Origin of the sequence: Bacillus sp. B-jedd (genome assembly GCF_000821085.1) — a bacterium.
Classification (GTDB): domain Bacteria; phylum Bacillota; class Bacilli; order Bacillales; family Cytobacillaceae; genus Bacillus_D.
Map to the genome: position 1 here is coordinate 1,352,912 of NZ_CCXR01000001.1, position 16,616 is coordinate 1,369,527.

Annotated in this window: 14 protein-coding genes; 12 read left to right on the plus strand and 2 right to left on the minus strand. The window is 47.8% G+C overall.

The features are described from left to right. The first annotated feature begins 241 nt into the window (after window positions 1-241). The 9 genes from BN1002_RS06655 (at window position 242) to BN1002_RS06700 (ending at window position 9,671) form a co-directional block, all read left to right on the plus strand. Complete coding sequence (locus tag BN1002_RS06655; protein WP_048824230.1) at window positions 242-1,552, plus strand: radical SAM protein; 1,311 nt, start codon at window positions 242-244, stop codon at window positions 1,550-1,552. A gap of 3 nt (window positions 1,553-1,555) precedes the next feature. Continuing rightward, window positions 1,556-2,272, plus strand: coding sequence for a TorD/DmsD family molecular chaperone (locus tag BN1002_RS06660; protein ID WP_048824231.1), 717 nt, complete (start codon window positions 1,556-1,558; stop codon window positions 2,270-2,272). A gap of 18 nt (window positions 2,273-2,290) precedes the next feature. After that, on the plus strand, window positions 2,291-4,870 hold the full coding sequence (locus BN1002_RS06665) for a molybdopterin-dependent oxidoreductase (RefSeq protein WP_048824232.1): 2,580 nt from the start codon (window positions 2,291-2,293) through the stop codon (window positions 4,868-4,870). Window positions 4,871-4,890: 20 nt separating this feature from the next. Then, a complete protein-coding gene (locus BN1002_RS06670; protein ID WP_048824233.1) occupies window positions 4,891-5,436 on the plus strand; it encodes a DMSO/selenate family reductase complex B subunit in 546 nt (181 codons plus the stop codon). A 14-nt stretch (window positions 5,437-5,450) separates the two neighbouring features. After that, entirely contained in the window at window positions 5,451-6,287 is an 837-nt protein-coding gene (locus BN1002_RS06675) for a dimethyl sulfoxide reductase anchor subunit family protein (RefSeq protein ID WP_048824234.1), read from the plus strand. 61 nt (window positions 6,288-6,348) lie between these two features. Continuing rightward, a complete protein-coding gene (locus BN1002_RS06680) occupies window positions 6,349-6,636 on the plus strand; it encodes a hypothetical protein (protein WP_048824235.1) in 288 nt (95 codons plus the stop codon). A gap of 32 nt (window positions 6,637-6,668) precedes the next feature. Beyond that, window positions 6,669-7,259 (plus strand): hypothetical protein, encoded by a 591-nt coding sequence (locus tag BN1002_RS06685; RefSeq protein WP_048824236.1) that lies wholly within the window; start codon window positions 6,669-6,671, stop codon window positions 7,257-7,259. 144 nt (window positions 7,260-7,403) lie between these two features. Continuing rightward, a complete protein-coding gene (locus BN1002_RS06690; protein ID WP_048824237.1) occupies window positions 7,404-7,940 on the plus strand; it encodes a DinB family protein in 537 nt (178 codons plus the stop codon). 459 nt (window positions 7,941-8,399) lie between these two features. Beyond that, window positions 8,400-9,671 carry a CYP152 family fatty-acid peroxygenase CypC gene (locus BN1002_RS06700; RefSeq protein WP_231574990.1) on the plus strand — a complete coding sequence of 424 codons (1,272 nt, stop codon included), beginning with the start codon at window positions 8,400-8,402 and terminating at the stop codon, window positions 9,669-9,671. Between the two features lie 128 nt (window positions 9,672-9,799). On the opposite strand, the gene BN1002_RS23630 is transcribed toward BN1002_RS06700, so the two are convergent. Then, window positions 9,800-9,943 (minus strand): hypothetical protein, encoded by a 144-nt coding sequence (locus BN1002_RS23630; protein ID WP_156129701.1) that lies wholly within the window; start codon window positions 9,941-9,943, stop codon window positions 9,800-9,802. A gap of 216 nt (window positions 9,944-10,159) precedes the next feature. Between BN1002_RS23630 and BN1002_RS06705 the strand changes: the two genes are divergently transcribed. The 3 genes from BN1002_RS06705 to BN1002_RS06715 all read left to right on the plus strand — a co-directional run bounded on the left by BN1002_RS06705 (window position 10,160) and on the right by BN1002_RS06715 (window position 15,886). Further along, a complete protein-coding gene (locus BN1002_RS06705; protein WP_082036162.1) occupies window positions 10,160-10,993 on the plus strand; it encodes a YwaF family protein in 834 nt (277 codons plus the stop codon). A 412-nt stretch (window positions 10,994-11,405) separates the two neighbouring features. After that, entirely contained in the window at window positions 11,406-12,512 is a 1,107-nt protein-coding gene (locus BN1002_RS06710) for a cytochrome-c peroxidase (RefSeq protein ID WP_231574991.1), read from the plus strand. Window positions 12,513-12,685: 173 nt separating this feature from the next. Then, complete coding sequence (locus BN1002_RS06715; protein WP_048827807.1) at window positions 12,686-15,886, plus strand: DEAD/DEAH box helicase; 3,201 nt, start codon at window positions 12,686-12,688, stop codon at window positions 15,884-15,886. Window positions 15,887-15,937: 51 nt separating this feature from the next. On the opposite strand, the gene BN1002_RS06720 is transcribed toward BN1002_RS06715, so the two are convergent. Beyond that, window positions 15,938-16,357 carry a PepSY domain-containing protein gene (locus BN1002_RS06720; RefSeq protein WP_048824240.1) on the minus strand — a complete coding sequence of 140 codons (420 nt, stop codon included), beginning with the start codon at window positions 16,355-16,357 and terminating at the stop codon, window positions 15,938-15,940. Window positions 16,358-16,616 lie beyond the last annotated feature (259 nt).

The following is a 16,616-nucleotide window of genomic DNA, read 5'->3' on the forward strand; positions in this document are numbered from 1 at the left end:
GTAATAAATTCATGTTATCTTATGAACCATCCTTCGACAATGTCTGTCACAAAACCGTAAAAAATGGCTGTCCTTGCTGCACAAAAATGAGCAGGAATTTTCGTCCGCGCCGGCCATATCTGTTTTCAGCCAATCCTTTTATAATGAAGGCATAGCGGTAAATGTGAAATGTTTCACATGAATTGTATCACGAAATGGATGAATTTTGTCGAATAAATTAAAGGAAAAGGATGGATTGCATATGGCACAAATAGCTAATAAAGCCAACTTTTCTGCCAATAAACCGCTTGCCACCTACGCGGCCATCTATGAGCGAATTAAAGACAACACGCTTGAACAGATAGAAACTTTCGGATTGCCTCTATCTTCAAGAAATACAGAAGAGGAGTCAGCAAATAAGCTGGACGAACTTTCCTTGAAAGGGGCGCTCGTTCGGAATACCGGCAAGAGCATCGTTTCCAATGGGAGAATATCCAGCGCATGTGAAGCATGCAAGACTGGGACGGGCAGCTACACCAGCTTCATTTCGCTGAAATGCCATCGCGACTGCTACTTTTGCTTCAATAAAAATCAGGACGACTACAGCTTTTATGTGCAAAATCAAAAGAACGTGAACGCCGAACTGGAGACTCTAGTCTCGCAAGGGGTTGAATTGACCCATCTGGCATTGACAGGCGGGGAACCGCTCCTTCATCCCGATGAGACGCTGTCCTTTTTTCGGAAGGCACAATTGCTTGTCCCTGAAGCACATACAAGATTGTATACAGCAGGGGATTTGCTGAATGAAGAAATTCTTCTGGGGCTGAAGGATGCTGGCCTAAAGGAAATCCGTTTCAGCATTAAAATGGAAGATTCCGTTCAGAAACAAAAGCATATCCTCGGAAAAATCAGGCTCGCCAAAAAGTATATACCTGATGTCTTGGTCGAGATGCCGGTTATACCGGGAACTGGCGAGGAAATGAAAGAACTATTGATCGAGCTCGACCAGATCGGGATTTTCGGCATCAATCTGTTGGAATTTTGCTTTCCGCTGGAAAACGCCGAGGCCTTTCGAGAAAAAGGCTTCACCCTGAAAAATCCTCCATATCAGGTGTATTACAGCTTTTGGTATGCAGGCGGCCTTGCGGTAGACGGAAGCGAAGCACTCTGTCACGAGCTCGTTGAGTTCGCGATTGATCAGCAACTTTCTTTGGGCGTCCATTACTGTTCGCTCGAAAATAAATTTACCGGACAGATTTATCAGCAAAACCGAAATGAAAATCCTGGCTCCACTTATCGTTTTTCAACTCAGGATTTTTATTTCAAGACAGCGAAGGTTTTTGGCAGAGACAGGAACAAGGTGAGGAAAATTTTGCGAAATCACCAATTTCCAGTTGTTGAAGACGAACATTATGATTTCCTCCAATTTCCTCTTGATGCAATTCCATTTTTGAAAAGCAGGGAAGTAGAGATTGCGATTTCATCAAATGTTGTGGAAGACGGGGCTATCAGGGAGGTCGGAATAACGGTTTTAAAGCCACAAGACTATAGCATGCAAGGAAAGGAGCAATAACAAATGGGAGCAGCCAGGCAGGCCATTTCAGCCGCGGAACTTGAACATCTGTTTTTTGCAAGGGATTTCGCCCTTGATATATTAAGGAGGTTTTTTGTTGAGGAGCCTTCACAGGAATATGTAAAAGCTTTTATCCAGGGGAAAATGCCCGATTTATTTCCATTCAATGAAGATTCGGAAGGGATTTCTGAAGGTCTTTCTCTCATAAAGAGATACTTGGAGAAAAACGATCCTGTGAACAGCCGCAGTGATTTTGAGAATTTGCATTGGGATTATACAAGGATGTTTCTTGGACCTTTTGAAATTCCTGTCGAACCTTGGGAATCCGTTTATGTCAGGAAGGATAATCTCCTTTTTCAAAAGACCACGATGGATGTGCGCAAGCTTTATCAAAAATATGGTTATGAAACAGCGGAGTTGAATATCGAGCCAGATGACCATATCGGTATTGAACTTGATTTTCTTTACCGCCTGAACCGCTTGTGCATCGATTCATGCAGGTCGGAAAGGGCTTCCCATGAGATTTCCTATCTTGTTAGCGAGCAGCTCCGGTTCCATAAAGGGCATTTGGCTGTTTTCGCGCCGAAGATTGCCGCTAAAATGGCTGCCCATTCGGAAACAGATTTCTACAAGGGGCTTGCAAAGCTCCTTGAGCACTACCTTGTTATCGATTCAAAAGTTCTAACCGAACTCTTGAACATAGACATTCTTCCAAACTAAGAAACTAGGAGGGTCAAGATGATAGATCTAATGAGCAAAATCAAAGATTTTAAAATGACAAGAAGATCGTTCATCGGCTGGACTTCAGCAGCCGCGGCTGCCGCCGCAGTTCCGGTGTCCAGGGGTCTTGTCGCCAAGGCCGAGACAAATATTGGCATTGAGGAAGCAGGCGGGGAAGGCATCTGGAAAACCGCCGCGTGCTGGCATAACTGCGGCAGCCGCTGCCTGAACAAAGTTCTTATCAAGGATGGCGTCGTCATCCGCCAGAAAACAGACGATACACATCCGGATTCCCCTGACTTCCCGCAACAGCGCGGCTGCCTGCGCGGCCGTTCACAGCGCCAGCAGGTTTTCAGCGCGGACCGGCTGAAGTATCCGATGAAACGGAAAAACTGGGCTCCTGGAGGCGGCAAAAAAGAGCTGCGCGGCAAAGACCAATGGGTCCGTATTTCATGGGAAGAAGCAATTGAAACGATTGCGTCTGAAACGAAGAGAATCATTGGAAAATATGGCAATGAATCGATCTGGGTGACTGGCGGCGGCGATATCAGCAAGGCGATGTCGACAGTCGGCGGCCATACATCAAGCACCGGGACGATTTCCTGGGGGGCCTGGCTTTATACGCATGAAATGCTTGGAGTCGGCGAAGGGCTGTATGTCCAGGGCATCAATGACAGGATTGACTTGAGGAATTCACAACTAATTATCCTCTGGGGCGCCAACCCGGCATGGAGCACGATGGGCAGCGCCACATATAACTACCTTCAGGCGAAAAAGGCGGGAGCGCGGTTCATTACAATCGATCCGCTTTATACGGATTCCGCGAATGTTTTCGGAGCGCAATGGGTGCCTGTACGCCCAGGCACAGACCACGCGCTTGCGCTTGGGATTATGCATACGTTGCTCAAAGAGGACGACCCGATTACAAATCCGCTTGTGAAATGGGAATTCCTGAATAAGTATACGATCGGTTTCGATGCGGATCATATGCCTCCTGGGGCTGATAAAAAAGAAAACTTCAAGGATTACTTGCTCGGCACATATGACGGGCAGCCGAAAACGGCCGAGTGGGCATCGGAAATTTGCGGTGTCAAACCAAGCGTCATCCGCTATTTGGCAAGGGAAATCGGCGGGACCGAGCGAGTCGCACTGCTGACAGGCTGGGCGCCGGCGCGAATCAACAACGGCGAAGGCTGGGTCCAGGCTTTCTCGACACTAGGCATGATGACCGGCCATATGGGATCACCAGGCAATATGACCGGGGTCAGCTGCTGGGAATATGCGGGCAACAACGGTCCGGCGCTCCTTAATGGCGGCGGGGACGGACTTCCATCAGTAACAAATCCGATTACGAACCTCATAAATGAGAACGAGATTTTCGACGCAGTTTTGAAAGGGAAGTTTTTGCAAAAAGGCGAGGGTGAACGGAAAGTCAACATCCAGTTCATCTACCATAGTAAAACGGCTACATTGCAAACAAGAAGCAATATTATGAGGGGAATTGAAGCGCACCGGAAAGTTGAATTCATCGTCACGAATGCCTATGCGCTCACAACTACCGCCAAATATTCCGATATCGTCCTGCCGGTTACGACCGAGTGGGAACGGGAAGGCGCTGTTACAGGCGGCAACCGTGAAATCCTGATTACCTGGTCAAAAATCACCGACCCGCTTTACGAATCAAAAAGCGACCAGGAAATTGCCAAGCTGCTCATTAAAGCGCTCGGCAAAAATGCGGATGAGGTATATCCGATTAGCGAAAAACAGCAATATTTCAATCAATTGGCCGGTAGCACTGTCGTGAGGGATAACGGCATCGACTTTGAACCGCTCTGCACGATTACTGCAGCGGACATTAAAGAATGGGGCGTTGAAGGATCTCCGCAAAAAGGACGGATACCACTGAAAGAATTCGTCGATAAGGGAATTTACCAGATTCCAAGAAAGAAAGGCGACAAGTTCGGCTATATCGCCTACAAAGAGTTTATCGATGACCCTGTCAAAAATCCAGTATCGTCAGAGAGCGGCAAATTCGAAATTTACTGCCGGAAACTGAATGAGGCTTCCAAAACGGCCTTTACGGAAATTGCGCCAATCCCGAAATATGAGCCGAGAGTGGAAGGCTATGAATCTACCTTTAAAAACTGGAAGAAGAAGCAAAAAGGAGATTATCCGTTCCAGGTATTCAATCCCCACTATCTGCGCCGTTCGCATAGTACGTTCGACAATGTTCCGTGGCTTCGCGAGCAATGGCCTAATCCGGTTTACCTCAGCCGGGAAGATGCGGCAGATCTTGGCATTAAAACCGGGGAAACAGTCATGCTGTCCAATGAGTATGGCAAAACACTCCGTCCTGCGTTTGTTGTCGAAACGATCATGCCAGGCACAGTCGCCCTTCCGCACGGAGCATGGGTCGACCTTGATGAAAAGGATGAAGTTGACCGCGCCGGCGCCGACAATATGCTTGTAGGTTTCCAGCCAACCGGACTTGGCACATCCGGCTACAACACGGCGAGATGCAACGTTGAGAAATGGCACGGCGAACAGCTGGAAGAAGACTATAAATGGGAACAAAGAATCCTGAAGCTGGATAACTAAACAGGGAGGAGGGAAACGTTATGCCTCAAATGGGTTTTTATATAAATGTAGCAGAATGCATTGGATGCAAAACATGTGTGGTTTCCTGCAAGGATAAAAACAATCTCGAAGTCGGCAGGAACTTCAGGAGGGTCTACGATTACCAGGAAGGGACCTTCCCGAACGTTTCAATGCACCATTTAACGATCTCCTGCAACCATTGTGATGAACCGGCGTGCGCCAAAGGCTGTCCGACAGGCGCTGCCTATAAGCGGACTGAGGATGGTGTCGTCGTCATCGATCACGACAAGTGCATCGGCTGCCGCTACTGCGAATGGAACTGCCCGTATGGTGCTCCGCAGTTCGATAAGGCGCTTGGCATGATGACGAAGTGCGATACCTGCCTCGATCTCCGGAAAAAAGGAGAAGATCCAATGTGCGTCGCATCCTGCCCGATGCGGGCGATCGAATTTGGGGAAATCAGCGAACTTCGCGCCAAATACGGTGAAAATGCCGATATCAAGGGGCTGCCAAGCTCAACGATTACGAAACCAAATTTGGTCATCACACCACTTAGCCAATCATAAAGGAGGAAATTCATATGCATGAATGGGCTCTGTTAATATTTACGATCGCCATCCCCGCGGCATGCGGCGGAATGTTATTTCTTTGGTTCATGAATGGAAGGCCTGGTTTTTCGGGCAAAAATTCGTATGAATCGTTTAAATTGCCCCTTCTCATCATTGCGTCGCTGTCACTGGCAGGCCTGGCCGCATCATTTTTCCATCTCGGCGAACCGCTCCACGCGCTGAATGCGGTCCGCGGTTTCGGCAGATCATGGATGAGCAATGAAATCGTCATTTCGGGCGCTTTCATCGGCCTTGCCTGCTTGACAGCCGGCCTTGCCATTGTCCGTAAGCAGGTTAGCCCAGCGCTTATGCTGATCACCGGTCTAGTTGGGCTAGCGGCCATTTATTGCATGGCGACAACCTATACGGTTACAAGGGTTAATGGCTGGAACCATCTCAACACTTACTTTGTTTTTTACGGGACGGCGATTGCAGCGGGCCCTGTCCTTGGAGCAGCACTACTTTTGCCAAAAAGGCAGAGCGATTCTGCTAGGACCGTTGTGAAATGGGCCTTCGCACTTGCCATCGCGGGTCTTGGCCTCCAGGCAGCCGGCGCGGCGATGTTCAGCGGTTTTACCGCAGATCTCGAGCTTATTACCGGTGCAACGGCTGCTGCAAAGCTTGCCCCTTATTCAGGATTGATTGGAGCCCGCTGGGTCATTGAACTCATCGGCCTCGGCCTTCTCGCCTATATGTCAATGTCGTCAGGCAAAAGGAAGATCGGCGGGGCAGCCGTCGTTGGCGCCTTCATTCTTTTCCTGCTGGCAGAAAGCATGGGCAGATATGTGTTTTACGTGCTTGGTTCATAATTTTTAAGTAACTGGGGTTTAACCATATAGATTAAACGTCAAAAAATTAGGGAGGTGCAGCATGGGAATTATCGGAAGCTGGGTGGAAAGCCTTGATTATCAATTTGAGATATTGCGGGAGCGCTGTGTGCGCCATATAAGCCCGCTTTCCGGTTGTGAGAAGTGTGCCAATGCGTGCGGGGAGGAAGCCATTATTTTTTCGGACGGAAAACCTACCATTGATGCGCCCGCTGTACGGATTGCGGGGACTGTATCCCAGCGTGTCCGGTTGAAGCCATTGCCGGCATCCTCCCTTCCAAAAAATTTGACAGGAATAAGCTTCTGGCAGAAGGAAAGCCCCCAGGCGTAAAAGAACTGCTTGCCTATCGGGCGAAGGGTATCATGGAAATCGCGGCCGGCCCATCCGGCTGCGAGTCAGACTGGCATGCTAGCGTGTCGGCTGCAGATGTGGTGCTGAAGGGACTTGGCATTGAACCATTTCGGATTGCCGCAAAAGAAGAAATGGATCATTCATGTTCAAGACGGGAACTGTTTTCCCTTTGGAAGGATGAAGGCAGGACACTTGCAAAGCAACTTGCCCCCGCAAAGTGGCGGTTCAACCATAACCAGCTGGATCTGGCAGAGCTTTATCCCGCTCACCAGTTTTATTCTATTGAGGTTAATTTAGCCGACTGTACGCTCTGCAAGGCTTGCGCCGCCCTCTGCCCAAAACATTGCTTCACAATAAGCGAATCATCTTTTGAAATAAGCAGCCAGGCATGCAGCGGTTGCAACTTGTGTGCGGATGTCTGTATGGAAGGAGCGATAGCAGTCATTGAAGATCCGAGTGTTGCAAAAGACAGCCAGGTACCTGTTCATCAATGCACGTGCATTGACTGCAAAACTTCCTTCCTGTCACTTTCGGCCGATGATGTAAAATGCCCAGTCTGTACTAAACGGCAGGCCGGATTTTTAAAGAGCCAGAACTGCTGATTGTTTTTAAAGGTTTTCAACAGGCCTCCATATTGGTATAAGAAGAAGGAAGCCGCTTTTTTGGCTGGTTCCTTTTCTTCATAGAAGCCAACATTTGATGAAGATGTTATTGTAATGTTAAATCAAAGGAAGGGAGTGGCAGGAATGTATAAACGGCCGAATGTGGGAGAGTATGCTCCTTATTATGAACCCTATATTGACCTAGTTCCCGATGGCGACATTGTTGAATTGTTGGAGAGGCAGGCAGAGGAAACGAAGATTCTTCTGAAAGGACTGTCAGAATCACAAGCTTTATTCAAGTATGGCGAGATGAAATGGAGCGTTAAAGAGGTGCTCGGCCATATGGCTGATACAGAACGCATTATGGCCTACCGCCTCTTGGTGATTGCGCGCGGGGACGCTGTGCAGCTGCCCGGTTTTAATGAAAATGATTATGTCCGGGAAGCGGGATTCGATAAGCTTGAACTTGTGGACCTGCTCGCAAACTTCGTAGCCGTCCGGCTCGGAACAATTCAGCTTTTAAAATCGCTGAGATCGGATGCCTGGCTGCGTGAAGGCATCGCAAATGATCAAAAGGTTACGGTACGGGGAATTGCTGCGATTATCGCCGGCCATGAGCTGCATCACCGGAAAATCCTCATGGAAAGATACCTCGGTTCGAATGGTTTTCCAACCGAATAATGTAATGCAGGCAGGAAATCGGGACTGGTTTCCTGTCTTTTTTTATTTTGCCTCGAATATCGGGCATTTTAGCCCTGGACATCCAATCACAGCCTGCAAAAGAACATAGTTTAGCGATAAAAGCACTCGTCAGTACGATAGAGGGCAGGGTATTTAGGGCGCTTTTGCAAACAAAATTGAAATTATTGCAAAAAGCTTTAATTGCTTGTTGGGATATCGCAAACTTTTGGGATATATCGCAAAATTTTGGGAAGATATCGCAAATTTTTTCAATATATCGCAAACTTTTTCGATATATCCGAAACTGTCACAATTCCGCCACAAATTCAGCAGCCAAAAAAACAGGGGGGTATACAAATCTCACTTCCGAAGTCACTGTTGCAAAGTTTATTCGCCACACGGTTAGGCAAATATGTAACCAGGAACAAAAGTAATTTTTGCCAAAAGGAGAAGATGGATTTGAACGGTGAAGTGCCAAAGGACAAGAGCCTAGACAATAGTCTAGCCCTAATGCAGGAGGGGTACGAATTTATCCGCAACCGCTGCAGGAAATATGGGGCCGATCTATTTGAAGCGCGGCTGCTCGGCCAGAAGGTCGTCTGCATGACAGGTGAAGAAGCTGCGAAGGTTTTTTATGATAATGAAAAATTCCAGAGAAAAGGAGCGGCACCTAAACGGATCCAGATAACGCTCTTTGGCGTCGATGCAATCCAGTCTAAGGACGGTGCCGTACATCAGAGTAGAAAAATGATGTTCATGTCGCTTCTATCTCCAGAAGGGGTTGGCCAGCTGAAAAATTTGGCCGAAAGGCATTTCCAGGCGGCTGTTCCCCGGTGGCAGCAGATGGATAAAGTAGTCCTGTTTGATGAAGCAGAAGTGATTCTTTGCAAAATCGCCTGCGAATGGGCCGGCGTCCCATTGAAGGAAGAGGAAGCGAAGGAGCGGGCAGAAGATTTCAGCGCGATGGTCGATGCGTTTGGCGCTGTCGGGCCAAGGCACTGGAAAGGCAGATGGGCTAGGAACCGCGCCGAAGAATGGATTACCGGAGTGATTGAACAAGTGCGTTCGGGTGAATTGGAGGCGCGGGTGGGGTCGGCACTCCATTCGTGGGCTGTGTATCACGATCCGGACGGACAGCCGCTCGATGCGAAAATGGCGGCAATCGAACTGATCAATGTCTTAAGGCCAATTGTTGCGATTGCAACCTTTCTTACCTTCAGCGCGCTCGCAGTGCACGAGAAACCGGAAACATTGAAAAAACTCAGGACAGAAGGGGACGATTACAAGGAATGGTTCGCGGAGGAAGTGCGCCGCTATTATCCATTCGGTCCATTCATCGGTGCCAGGGCCAAGCGCGCCTTCACCTGGCAAAACTACAATTTTGAAGAAGGCCAGCTCGTCCTGCTCGACATGTACGGCACAAACCATGACTACAGACTGTGGGAATTCCCTGAACAATTCCATCCGGAACGCTTCCGCGACTGGGACGGCAACCTGTTCAAATTCATTCCCCAAGGCGGCGGCGACCCTACAAAAGGCCACCGCTGCCCTGGCGAAGGCGTCACTGTCGAAATCATTAAAACAACCATCGACCTGCTCGCCAACAAAATCACCTACAGCGTTCCGGCCGAACAAGACCTAACCTACAGCCTCACCCGCATGCCCACCCGGCCGGAGAGTGGCTTCGTTATCACCAACGTGCAAGAAGCAGGCGGGGCACATGAACACTAACGTGAGTATAGAATGTTGGAAGGTTATGAACGGTGCTTCGGCAAAGACTGCGGGCATTGAAATATTCATAGGAAATGAAAAGGAGCAAAGCCCAATCTGGCTTGCTCCTTTTTAACGTTGTATGTCTATTACCTTGCTGCTTCTGCTTTAGTTTCCTCAACAAGGTTCTTGATTTTAAAATGATGGATGGCAGTCATTACGAGAATGACAAAGCTGAAAACGGAAGACAGAATAACGCCGCCCAGCAAGAATTTTACTAGTTTTAGGCTCAATTCTAAAATTCCTCATTTTATTTCTTCATCAACAGTATTTGTATCCCGGCGCAAGGGGGATTACACAGAAAGAGGTGAAAGGCTTCAGTGGGAATTTTTTCCCTAAATCATGAGACAGTCTCCCATAAGGACTGCTGAAATGATAGAATGATTTAAAACGAATTTACTGAAAACTCTTTTCGTGGTGATATATTCGTATGAAAAGGAGAGCTGGAAATGCATTGGTTCGGCGGAAGTAATGAAAACTATAAATTCACTATGTTTGCCACTTCGCATCTTATTGTACTGGCGCTTCTTGTGGCGGCGGCTGTCACTATGTTCTTTCTGCGGAAGAGTCTGAAGGAGGGCCGGCAGCGGAAACTAGAAATAGGCATGGCGGTTACCCTGATTGTGATGGAATCGCTCTATCATATTTGGATGTATGCCAATGGCTTCTGGCGGGCGTATGATTCCTTGCCAGCTGGATTATGCAGTATCAGCCTCATCCTGGCTGTCGTTCTTCTTTTGACAAGAAAAAAAGTAGTTTATGATATCCTGTTATACACGGGCCTGCTCGGAGCGTCACAGGCACTGGCGACGCCCTACCTATTTTACGATTTTCCGCATTTCCGATTTATCCATTTCTTCTATACCCATATGATGATGGTGCTTGTCCCGCTTTATTTTACGTGGGTCAAAGGCTACCGGCCGACAATCAAATCCGTCCTCAGGCTCATCATCTTTCTGAATCTGCTCATGCCTTTCGTCATGCTGATCAACAAATTAACCGGCGGAAATTACATGTACCTCAGCCACAAACCCGAAACCGCCAGCCTTCTCGACGTACTAGGCCCATACCCTTGGTACATCTTATCGCTTGAAGGCCTTCTTGTGTCCCTCAGCCTGCTCCTATGGCTCCTCTTCCGTCAAAAGGGTAGAACGGGCATTTCCGCCGAGGCAGAGGACGGTTCCAGTGCCTCATTGCCCGAATTGAGCAAACATGAGAACTTATCCAGTTCATCAAACCCGGGAGCAATGGACAGCAAAGAATCGTACAGAGTCAAAACTTGAATTTCCATCAAATTGGAGACCGTTCCACGCAGGATGGTCTTTTTTTGATGTTTTTTTGCTGGGAAATGCTTGAAAAACAGATCAATGGGAATGCATAACAGGCGGTTTGACTCCGGAAATAGAGATTCTCGACGCAAAATTGGTCCACTTCCGGGAGGATTTTTAGGATATCGATGAATTTTACCGATATATCGGAAGTTTCAACCAATATATCAGAAGATTTTTCAATATATCGCTAACTTTTCCTATATATCCATAACTGTCACATTTCCGACACAAACCCAACGGGCCAAAAAGCCACTCCAAGGACTGATTTCCATCATCATCACGTTTAATAAATTGTTCACATTGCCATGCCCGGCCATCCCCTCCACCACCTTATAATGAGAGTACCAAGGAGGTACGTTCAATTATGATAAGATACTTGACGGGACTGCTGTTTTTGATTTTTATTTTGCTAAATATGAGTGGATGCTCAAAGGAAGCGGTAAAGACAACTGAAGTGCCGTTGCCCAATCCCGCGAAAGCAGTTTCACAAACCGAAACAGGAGAGCAGACGCTGGAAGTTACAGACGAATTGAAGTTCGTCCTGCAAACGCATCAAATGCTAACACCACTCGGGGACATCCCTGTACCGGACGGCAACCCAATGAACCCGGAAGTATTAAAGCTGGGCCAGGCGCTTTATTTCGACCCGCGTTTGTCAGGCGATAACACGAGAAGCTGCGCTACATGCCATGACGCTGGGCTCGGGTATGGGGACGGGAAGGCTACTTTTGAAAAAGTGGATGGAACAGAAGGGGCACGAAACTCCCCAACCGTAATAAACTCCGGCTATTATAAAACGAATTTTTGGGATGGACGTGCTTCATCGCTCGAGGAACAGGCTCTGGGGCCAATCGAAAATCCGAATGAAATGAACCAGGACCTTGATGCCTTGATTGCTGAACTCAAAGCGGTCGAAAAATATAATGAGATGTTCCGGAATGCGTTTGGCTCCGGAATTACCAAAGACAATATCGCAAAAGCAATCGCGGCTTTCGAAAGGCAGATTGTCGTCAAGGATACAGCCTATGACCAATTCCTTCAGGGAGATAATAACGCCCTCAATGATCAGGAAGTCCGCGGCCTCGCCCTATTCACCGGGAAGGCAATGTGTGTGACATGCCACAACGGCCCTAATCTGTCGGACAACAACTATTATAATATCGGTATTGAATCAGACGATGAGGGCAGATTCGCGGTGACGAAGGAGCCGGGCGACCTCGGAAGAATCCGGACTCCAGGACTATATGGCATCACCCATACGGCTCCTTACATGAGGGACGGCAGCCTCAAAACGCTTGAAGAAGTCATAGACTATTACAATCGGGGTGGCGATGACCATCCTAATAAAAGTTTTTTCATGAAACAATTCATGCCGCTTGGTCTCATCGACTCCGAGAAGGCCGATTTGCTGGCGTTCCTGAAAGCCCTTGGCGGGGAGCCGCCTGTTTTCGAGAAGCCGGAACTTCCTTAATTTCATTAAACCTACCCTTTTTTATGCAAAAGTGAAGCACTGGAAACGAACACCTGCTTCACTTCCAGCGTGGGATTTAGTTGAGTTATATAGTATAGTTGATGTTGAGGGCGGCGGTTTTATTATCGGCTGCCTTGTTTTGTATTGTTTTAAAGGAAGGAACGATTTCTTCATTGGCTATTAAAATGAATCAAAAAATCATTAAAGACCGTTGCGGTCCTGTTTCATATAAAAGGGGAGAGGCTTATTTCCGGGCGGGCAAGGTAACATTTTGGGAAGTTTCTGATCGACAGTGGACCGCCGTCGTAAATGGCGCGGAGGATTTCAGTGTCAAGGTCGTCGAAACACCGACTGGGGATATCCATACTGAATGCACTTGTCCCTCGCTTGCATCGGTTGACAAGGATTGTCAGCATGTCGCTGCGGTACTGCTCGCGATTGCTGAAGCCAATCGTCCCGGCTTTGCCATTCCAGCTAACCAAACCGAAAAAAATAAGGATGAACATCTGACCGAACTGTTCAATAAGCAGGTGAAACGCCCAAGCGCCTGCCAGCTTCATTTTGAAACACGGCAAGTTATGCCTTTGGGATTCGTTTGCCGGCCGACGTCCGTAACCGGCAACGAAACAATGCTTGGCATCGAAATCGAAATCAATTCCACACCTGTCAAAAAGATACGCGGGTTTCTTGAATCTGTCCGTGAGGGGAAGCCATCGACCCAGGATCAGTACAATCCGAATCTCCATTGCTTTGAAAGGGAAGCGGATGATGTCCTCCAGCTGCTTTTAACTATTCTTGATGATGAGAACGCGCTCAAGAAAACTGTCAAAGATTCCGGTGACAGCCACCAAAAGGAAGAAGGCCGGATCTTGGTTATCCCGCCGTCTGCTTTCCCACAGTTGCTAACCCTGCTTATGAAAGCTCCTCTAGCAAAACTTGCCTGTAAAGGCGCAGCAATTAATGGAATTTGCATATCAGGCGGGCCGCTGCCTTTACAGATTGATTTATCGCAATCAAAGGACGGCAACTACGAGCTAAAAATAGCCGGCTTGGAAAAGATTCTTCTTCTTGAGTCTTATCGCGCCGTCATCACAGAGGGCAAGTTTGTGCAATTATCCAAGGACGATTGCCTGCGTCTGATTGAACTGAAGCGGGTGCTTGGTGCTTCGAATTCTGGAACTGTCCCGGTTCCGCAAAGCCAGGCTGGAATCTTTTTGCAAAAAGTTGTTCCGGGATTAAGGAATCTGGGCATTGTCCGGATGTCAGACAGCTTGGCCGGTGAGCATCAATCAACTCCGCTAGTGGCAAAGCTTTATTTGGACCGGGTAAAAAACCGCCTTCTGGCTGGCCTCGAATTTCATTATGGGAACGAAGTCATCAACCCACTTGAATCAGCCAATACCGCATATCGTGCGGGAATTTTCCGCGAAACCTTGAAGGAAGAGGCGATTCTCGAGGTAATGGAGGAAGGTTCTTTTGCAAAAACAGAAGGCGGATATTTCCTTCATAATGAGGAATTGGAATATGAATTTTTATACCATACGATTCCGAAGCTTGAAAAACTTGTCCAGATTTATGCGACTACCGCTGTCAGGAATCGGATTTTTAAGGAGCCTCAGCCGCCGCGAATCAGCGTGAAGGTGAAAAAGGAACGGACGAATTGGCTTGAATTCAGCTTCGAACTAAAGGGTATCAACCAACAGGAAATCAGGGAAGTGCTTGCAGCGCTTGAAGAAAAGCGGAAATACTACCGACTCAAAAGTGGTGCGCTTATGTCGCTGGAGACAAGGGAATTTGAAGAGATCCAGCGGTTTTTAAAAGCGGCGCCCGTGCAAATCGAGGATTGGGAGGCTCCGCTGAATCTGCCATTAATCGATGGCCTTCGTCTAATCGATTCCGCAGGGGACGGGAACGCTTTTTCTTTTGAGGAATCCTTCCGGAACTTCCTGGAGGAAATTCACAATCCCTTACTGAAATCCTTCGAAATCCCATCAGCCATCGAACCGGTTATGAGGAACTATCAAAAACAGGGATTCCAATGGCTGAAGACACTTGCAAGCTATGGATTCGGCGGCCTGCTTGCGGATGACATGGGTCTCGGCAAAACGATGCAAAGCATCGCCTATATTCTGTCCGAACTACCGGAAATACGCAGGCAGGGGCTTCCTGCCCTTGTCGTCTGCCCCTCATCCGTGACATATAATTGGTTGAATGAGTTCATGAAATTCGCGCCAGAAATCAACGCTGTTGTCGCGGATGGCGATAAAGTGGAAAGGCGTGCGCTAATGAAAGAGTTGAGCGGGATTGATGTTTTGATCACCTCCTATCCATTGATTCGGAAAGATATCCACTCGTACGAAAGCCAAGCCTTTCACTGTGTCTTTTTTGATGAGGCCCAGGCATTTAAAAACCCGGTTACGCAAACAGCCCGGGCGGTTAAGAAAATCAGGGCTCCACACCGGTTCGCCCTGACAGGAACACCAATCGAAAATTCGATAGAGGAACTGTGGTCAATCTTTCACGTCGTATTCCCTGGCTTATTCAAGGGGTTACGGGAATACAGCCATCTGACGACAAAGCAGATTGCCCGGAGAGTGCGTCCATTCATGCTGAGACGGCTGAAAAAGGACGTTCTTTCCGAGCTTCCGGCAAAAATAGAATCAGTCAACACGGCCGAGCTTCTGCCTGATCAGAAAAAGCTTTATGCCGCCTATCTGGCGAAACTGCGTCTAAAAACGCTGAAACACCTCGATAAACAGACGATCAGGAAGAACAGGATTAAAATACTAGCTGGGATTACCCGCCTAAGGCAAATTTGCTGCCACCCGGCTTTATTCGTGGATGGTTATAAAGGGAGTTCGGCAAAATTTGAACAATTGCTTCAGCTTGTTGAGGAATCAAAGCAGGCAGGCAGGCGCGTCCTGGTTTTTTCACAATTCACCAAGATGCTCGATATAATTGGCAAGGGGCTTTCGGAAAGAGGCATTCCTTTTTTCTATCTTGATGGGCAGACTCCATCTGAAGAAAGGGTCAAAGTGTGCGAAAGGTTTAATGGCGGTGAGCGTGATTTCTTCCTGATTTCATTGAAAGCCGGGGGGACGGGACTGAATCTGGCCGGTGCCGATACGGTCATCCTTTATGATCTATGGTGGAATCCGGCTGTCGAAGAACAGGCGGCGGACCGGGCCTACAGGATGGGCCAGGAAAATACGGTTCAGGTCATTAAACTTGTCTCCAGGGGGACAATTGAGGAAAAAATCAATGAATTGCAGGATAAGAAACGCCGCCTTGCAGACGACCTTACTGGAGACGGGGAAGGTAAATCGATGTCGGCGTTGACCGAGGAAGACATACGGGAAATATTAAGTGATTGAAAAATTAAAAAGGCAGGATCCTATCAGTAAAGAGGATCCTGCCTTTTTTTGTTAGTCGTTATCATTATCGTTATCGTTATCATCATGGTCTTCATCGCGATCAAGCTCTATGATTTTGCCGCTGTTTCCATCAATGGTGATTTCCGTTTCGGTTTTCCCATCTTCGAATTCGAATTTGTATTCAACCCGGCCATGCTCGATTTCCGTTTCAGCTTCGGTCAAAGTTCCTTCAGCTTTTTCGCGAGCGATCTTCAATGCTTCTTCAAAAGTAAGCTTTGCATCCTTTACTGCCTTTCCGCCAAGATCATGATCTTCGTTCTTATTCAGGACTTCGCCGTTTTGGACTTCATGCTCAATTTCAATTTCCTTGGCGTCATCATTAAAAGTGTCGTTTTTAACTGCTCCCGCCGCGAATGTTCCTCCCGCAATCAAGCCAAACAAGACGCCTGCTGTAAGTAGTTTTGCTTTCATTTAAATTTCCTCCCTTTCAGTTCTTATTTTCACTATATCCTGCGAAAATGAGAGGAAAGGGAAAGAAAGATTAGAATTTGATTAGAAATCTTTAGTTTTACGCAAATGGACGAATTATCTACTACTTTTTGTAAAAATAATATCCAGCCGTTGAGTTGCGCTCCAGGCACTTCGCTTTCCGCGGGGCGCCAGTGGAGCCTCCTCGGCGTTACCGCCTGTGGGGTCTCCACGAGCCGCTGCATCCCGCAGGAGTCTACGT

Coding starts and splice junctions, on each gene's coding strand:
- BN1002_RS06655 (WP_048824230.1), top strand. CDS start 242: ATGGCACAAATAGCTAATAAAGCCAACTTTTCTGCCAATAAACCGCTT.
- BN1002_RS06660 (WP_048824231.1), top strand. CDS start 1,556: ATGGGAGCAGCCAGGCAGGCCATTTCAGCCGCGGAACTTGAACATCTG.
- BN1002_RS06665 (WP_048824232.1), top strand. CDS start 2,291: ATGATAGATCTAATGAGCAAAATCAAAGATTTTAAAATGACAAGAAGA.
- BN1002_RS06670 (WP_048824233.1), top strand. CDS start 4,891: ATGCCTCAAATGGGTTTTTATATAAATGTAGCAGAATGCATTGGATGC.
- BN1002_RS06675 (WP_048824234.1), top strand. CDS start 5,451: ATGCATGAATGGGCTCTGTTAATATTTACGATCGCCATCCCCGCGGCA.
- BN1002_RS06680 (WP_048824235.1), top strand. CDS start 6,349: ATGGGAATTATCGGAAGCTGGGTGGAAAGCCTTGATTATCAATTTGAG.
- BN1002_RS06685 (WP_048824236.1), top strand. CDS start 6,669: ATGGAAATCGCGGCCGGCCCATCCGGCTGCGAGTCAGACTGGCATGCT.
- BN1002_RS06690 (WP_048824237.1), top strand. CDS start 7,404: ATGTATAAACGGCCGAATGTGGGAGAGTATGCTCCTTATTATGAACCC.
- BN1002_RS06705 (WP_082036162.1), top strand. CDS start 10,160: ATGCATTGGTTCGGCGGAAGTAATGAAAACTATAAATTCACTATGTTT.
- BN1002_RS06710 (WP_231574991.1), top strand. CDS start 11,406: ATGATAAGATACTTGACGGGACTGCTGTTTTTGATTTTTATTTTGCTA.
- BN1002_RS06720 (WP_048824240.1), bottom strand. CDS start 16,357: ATGAAAGCAAAACTACTTACAGCAGGCGTCTTGTTTGGCTTGATTGCG.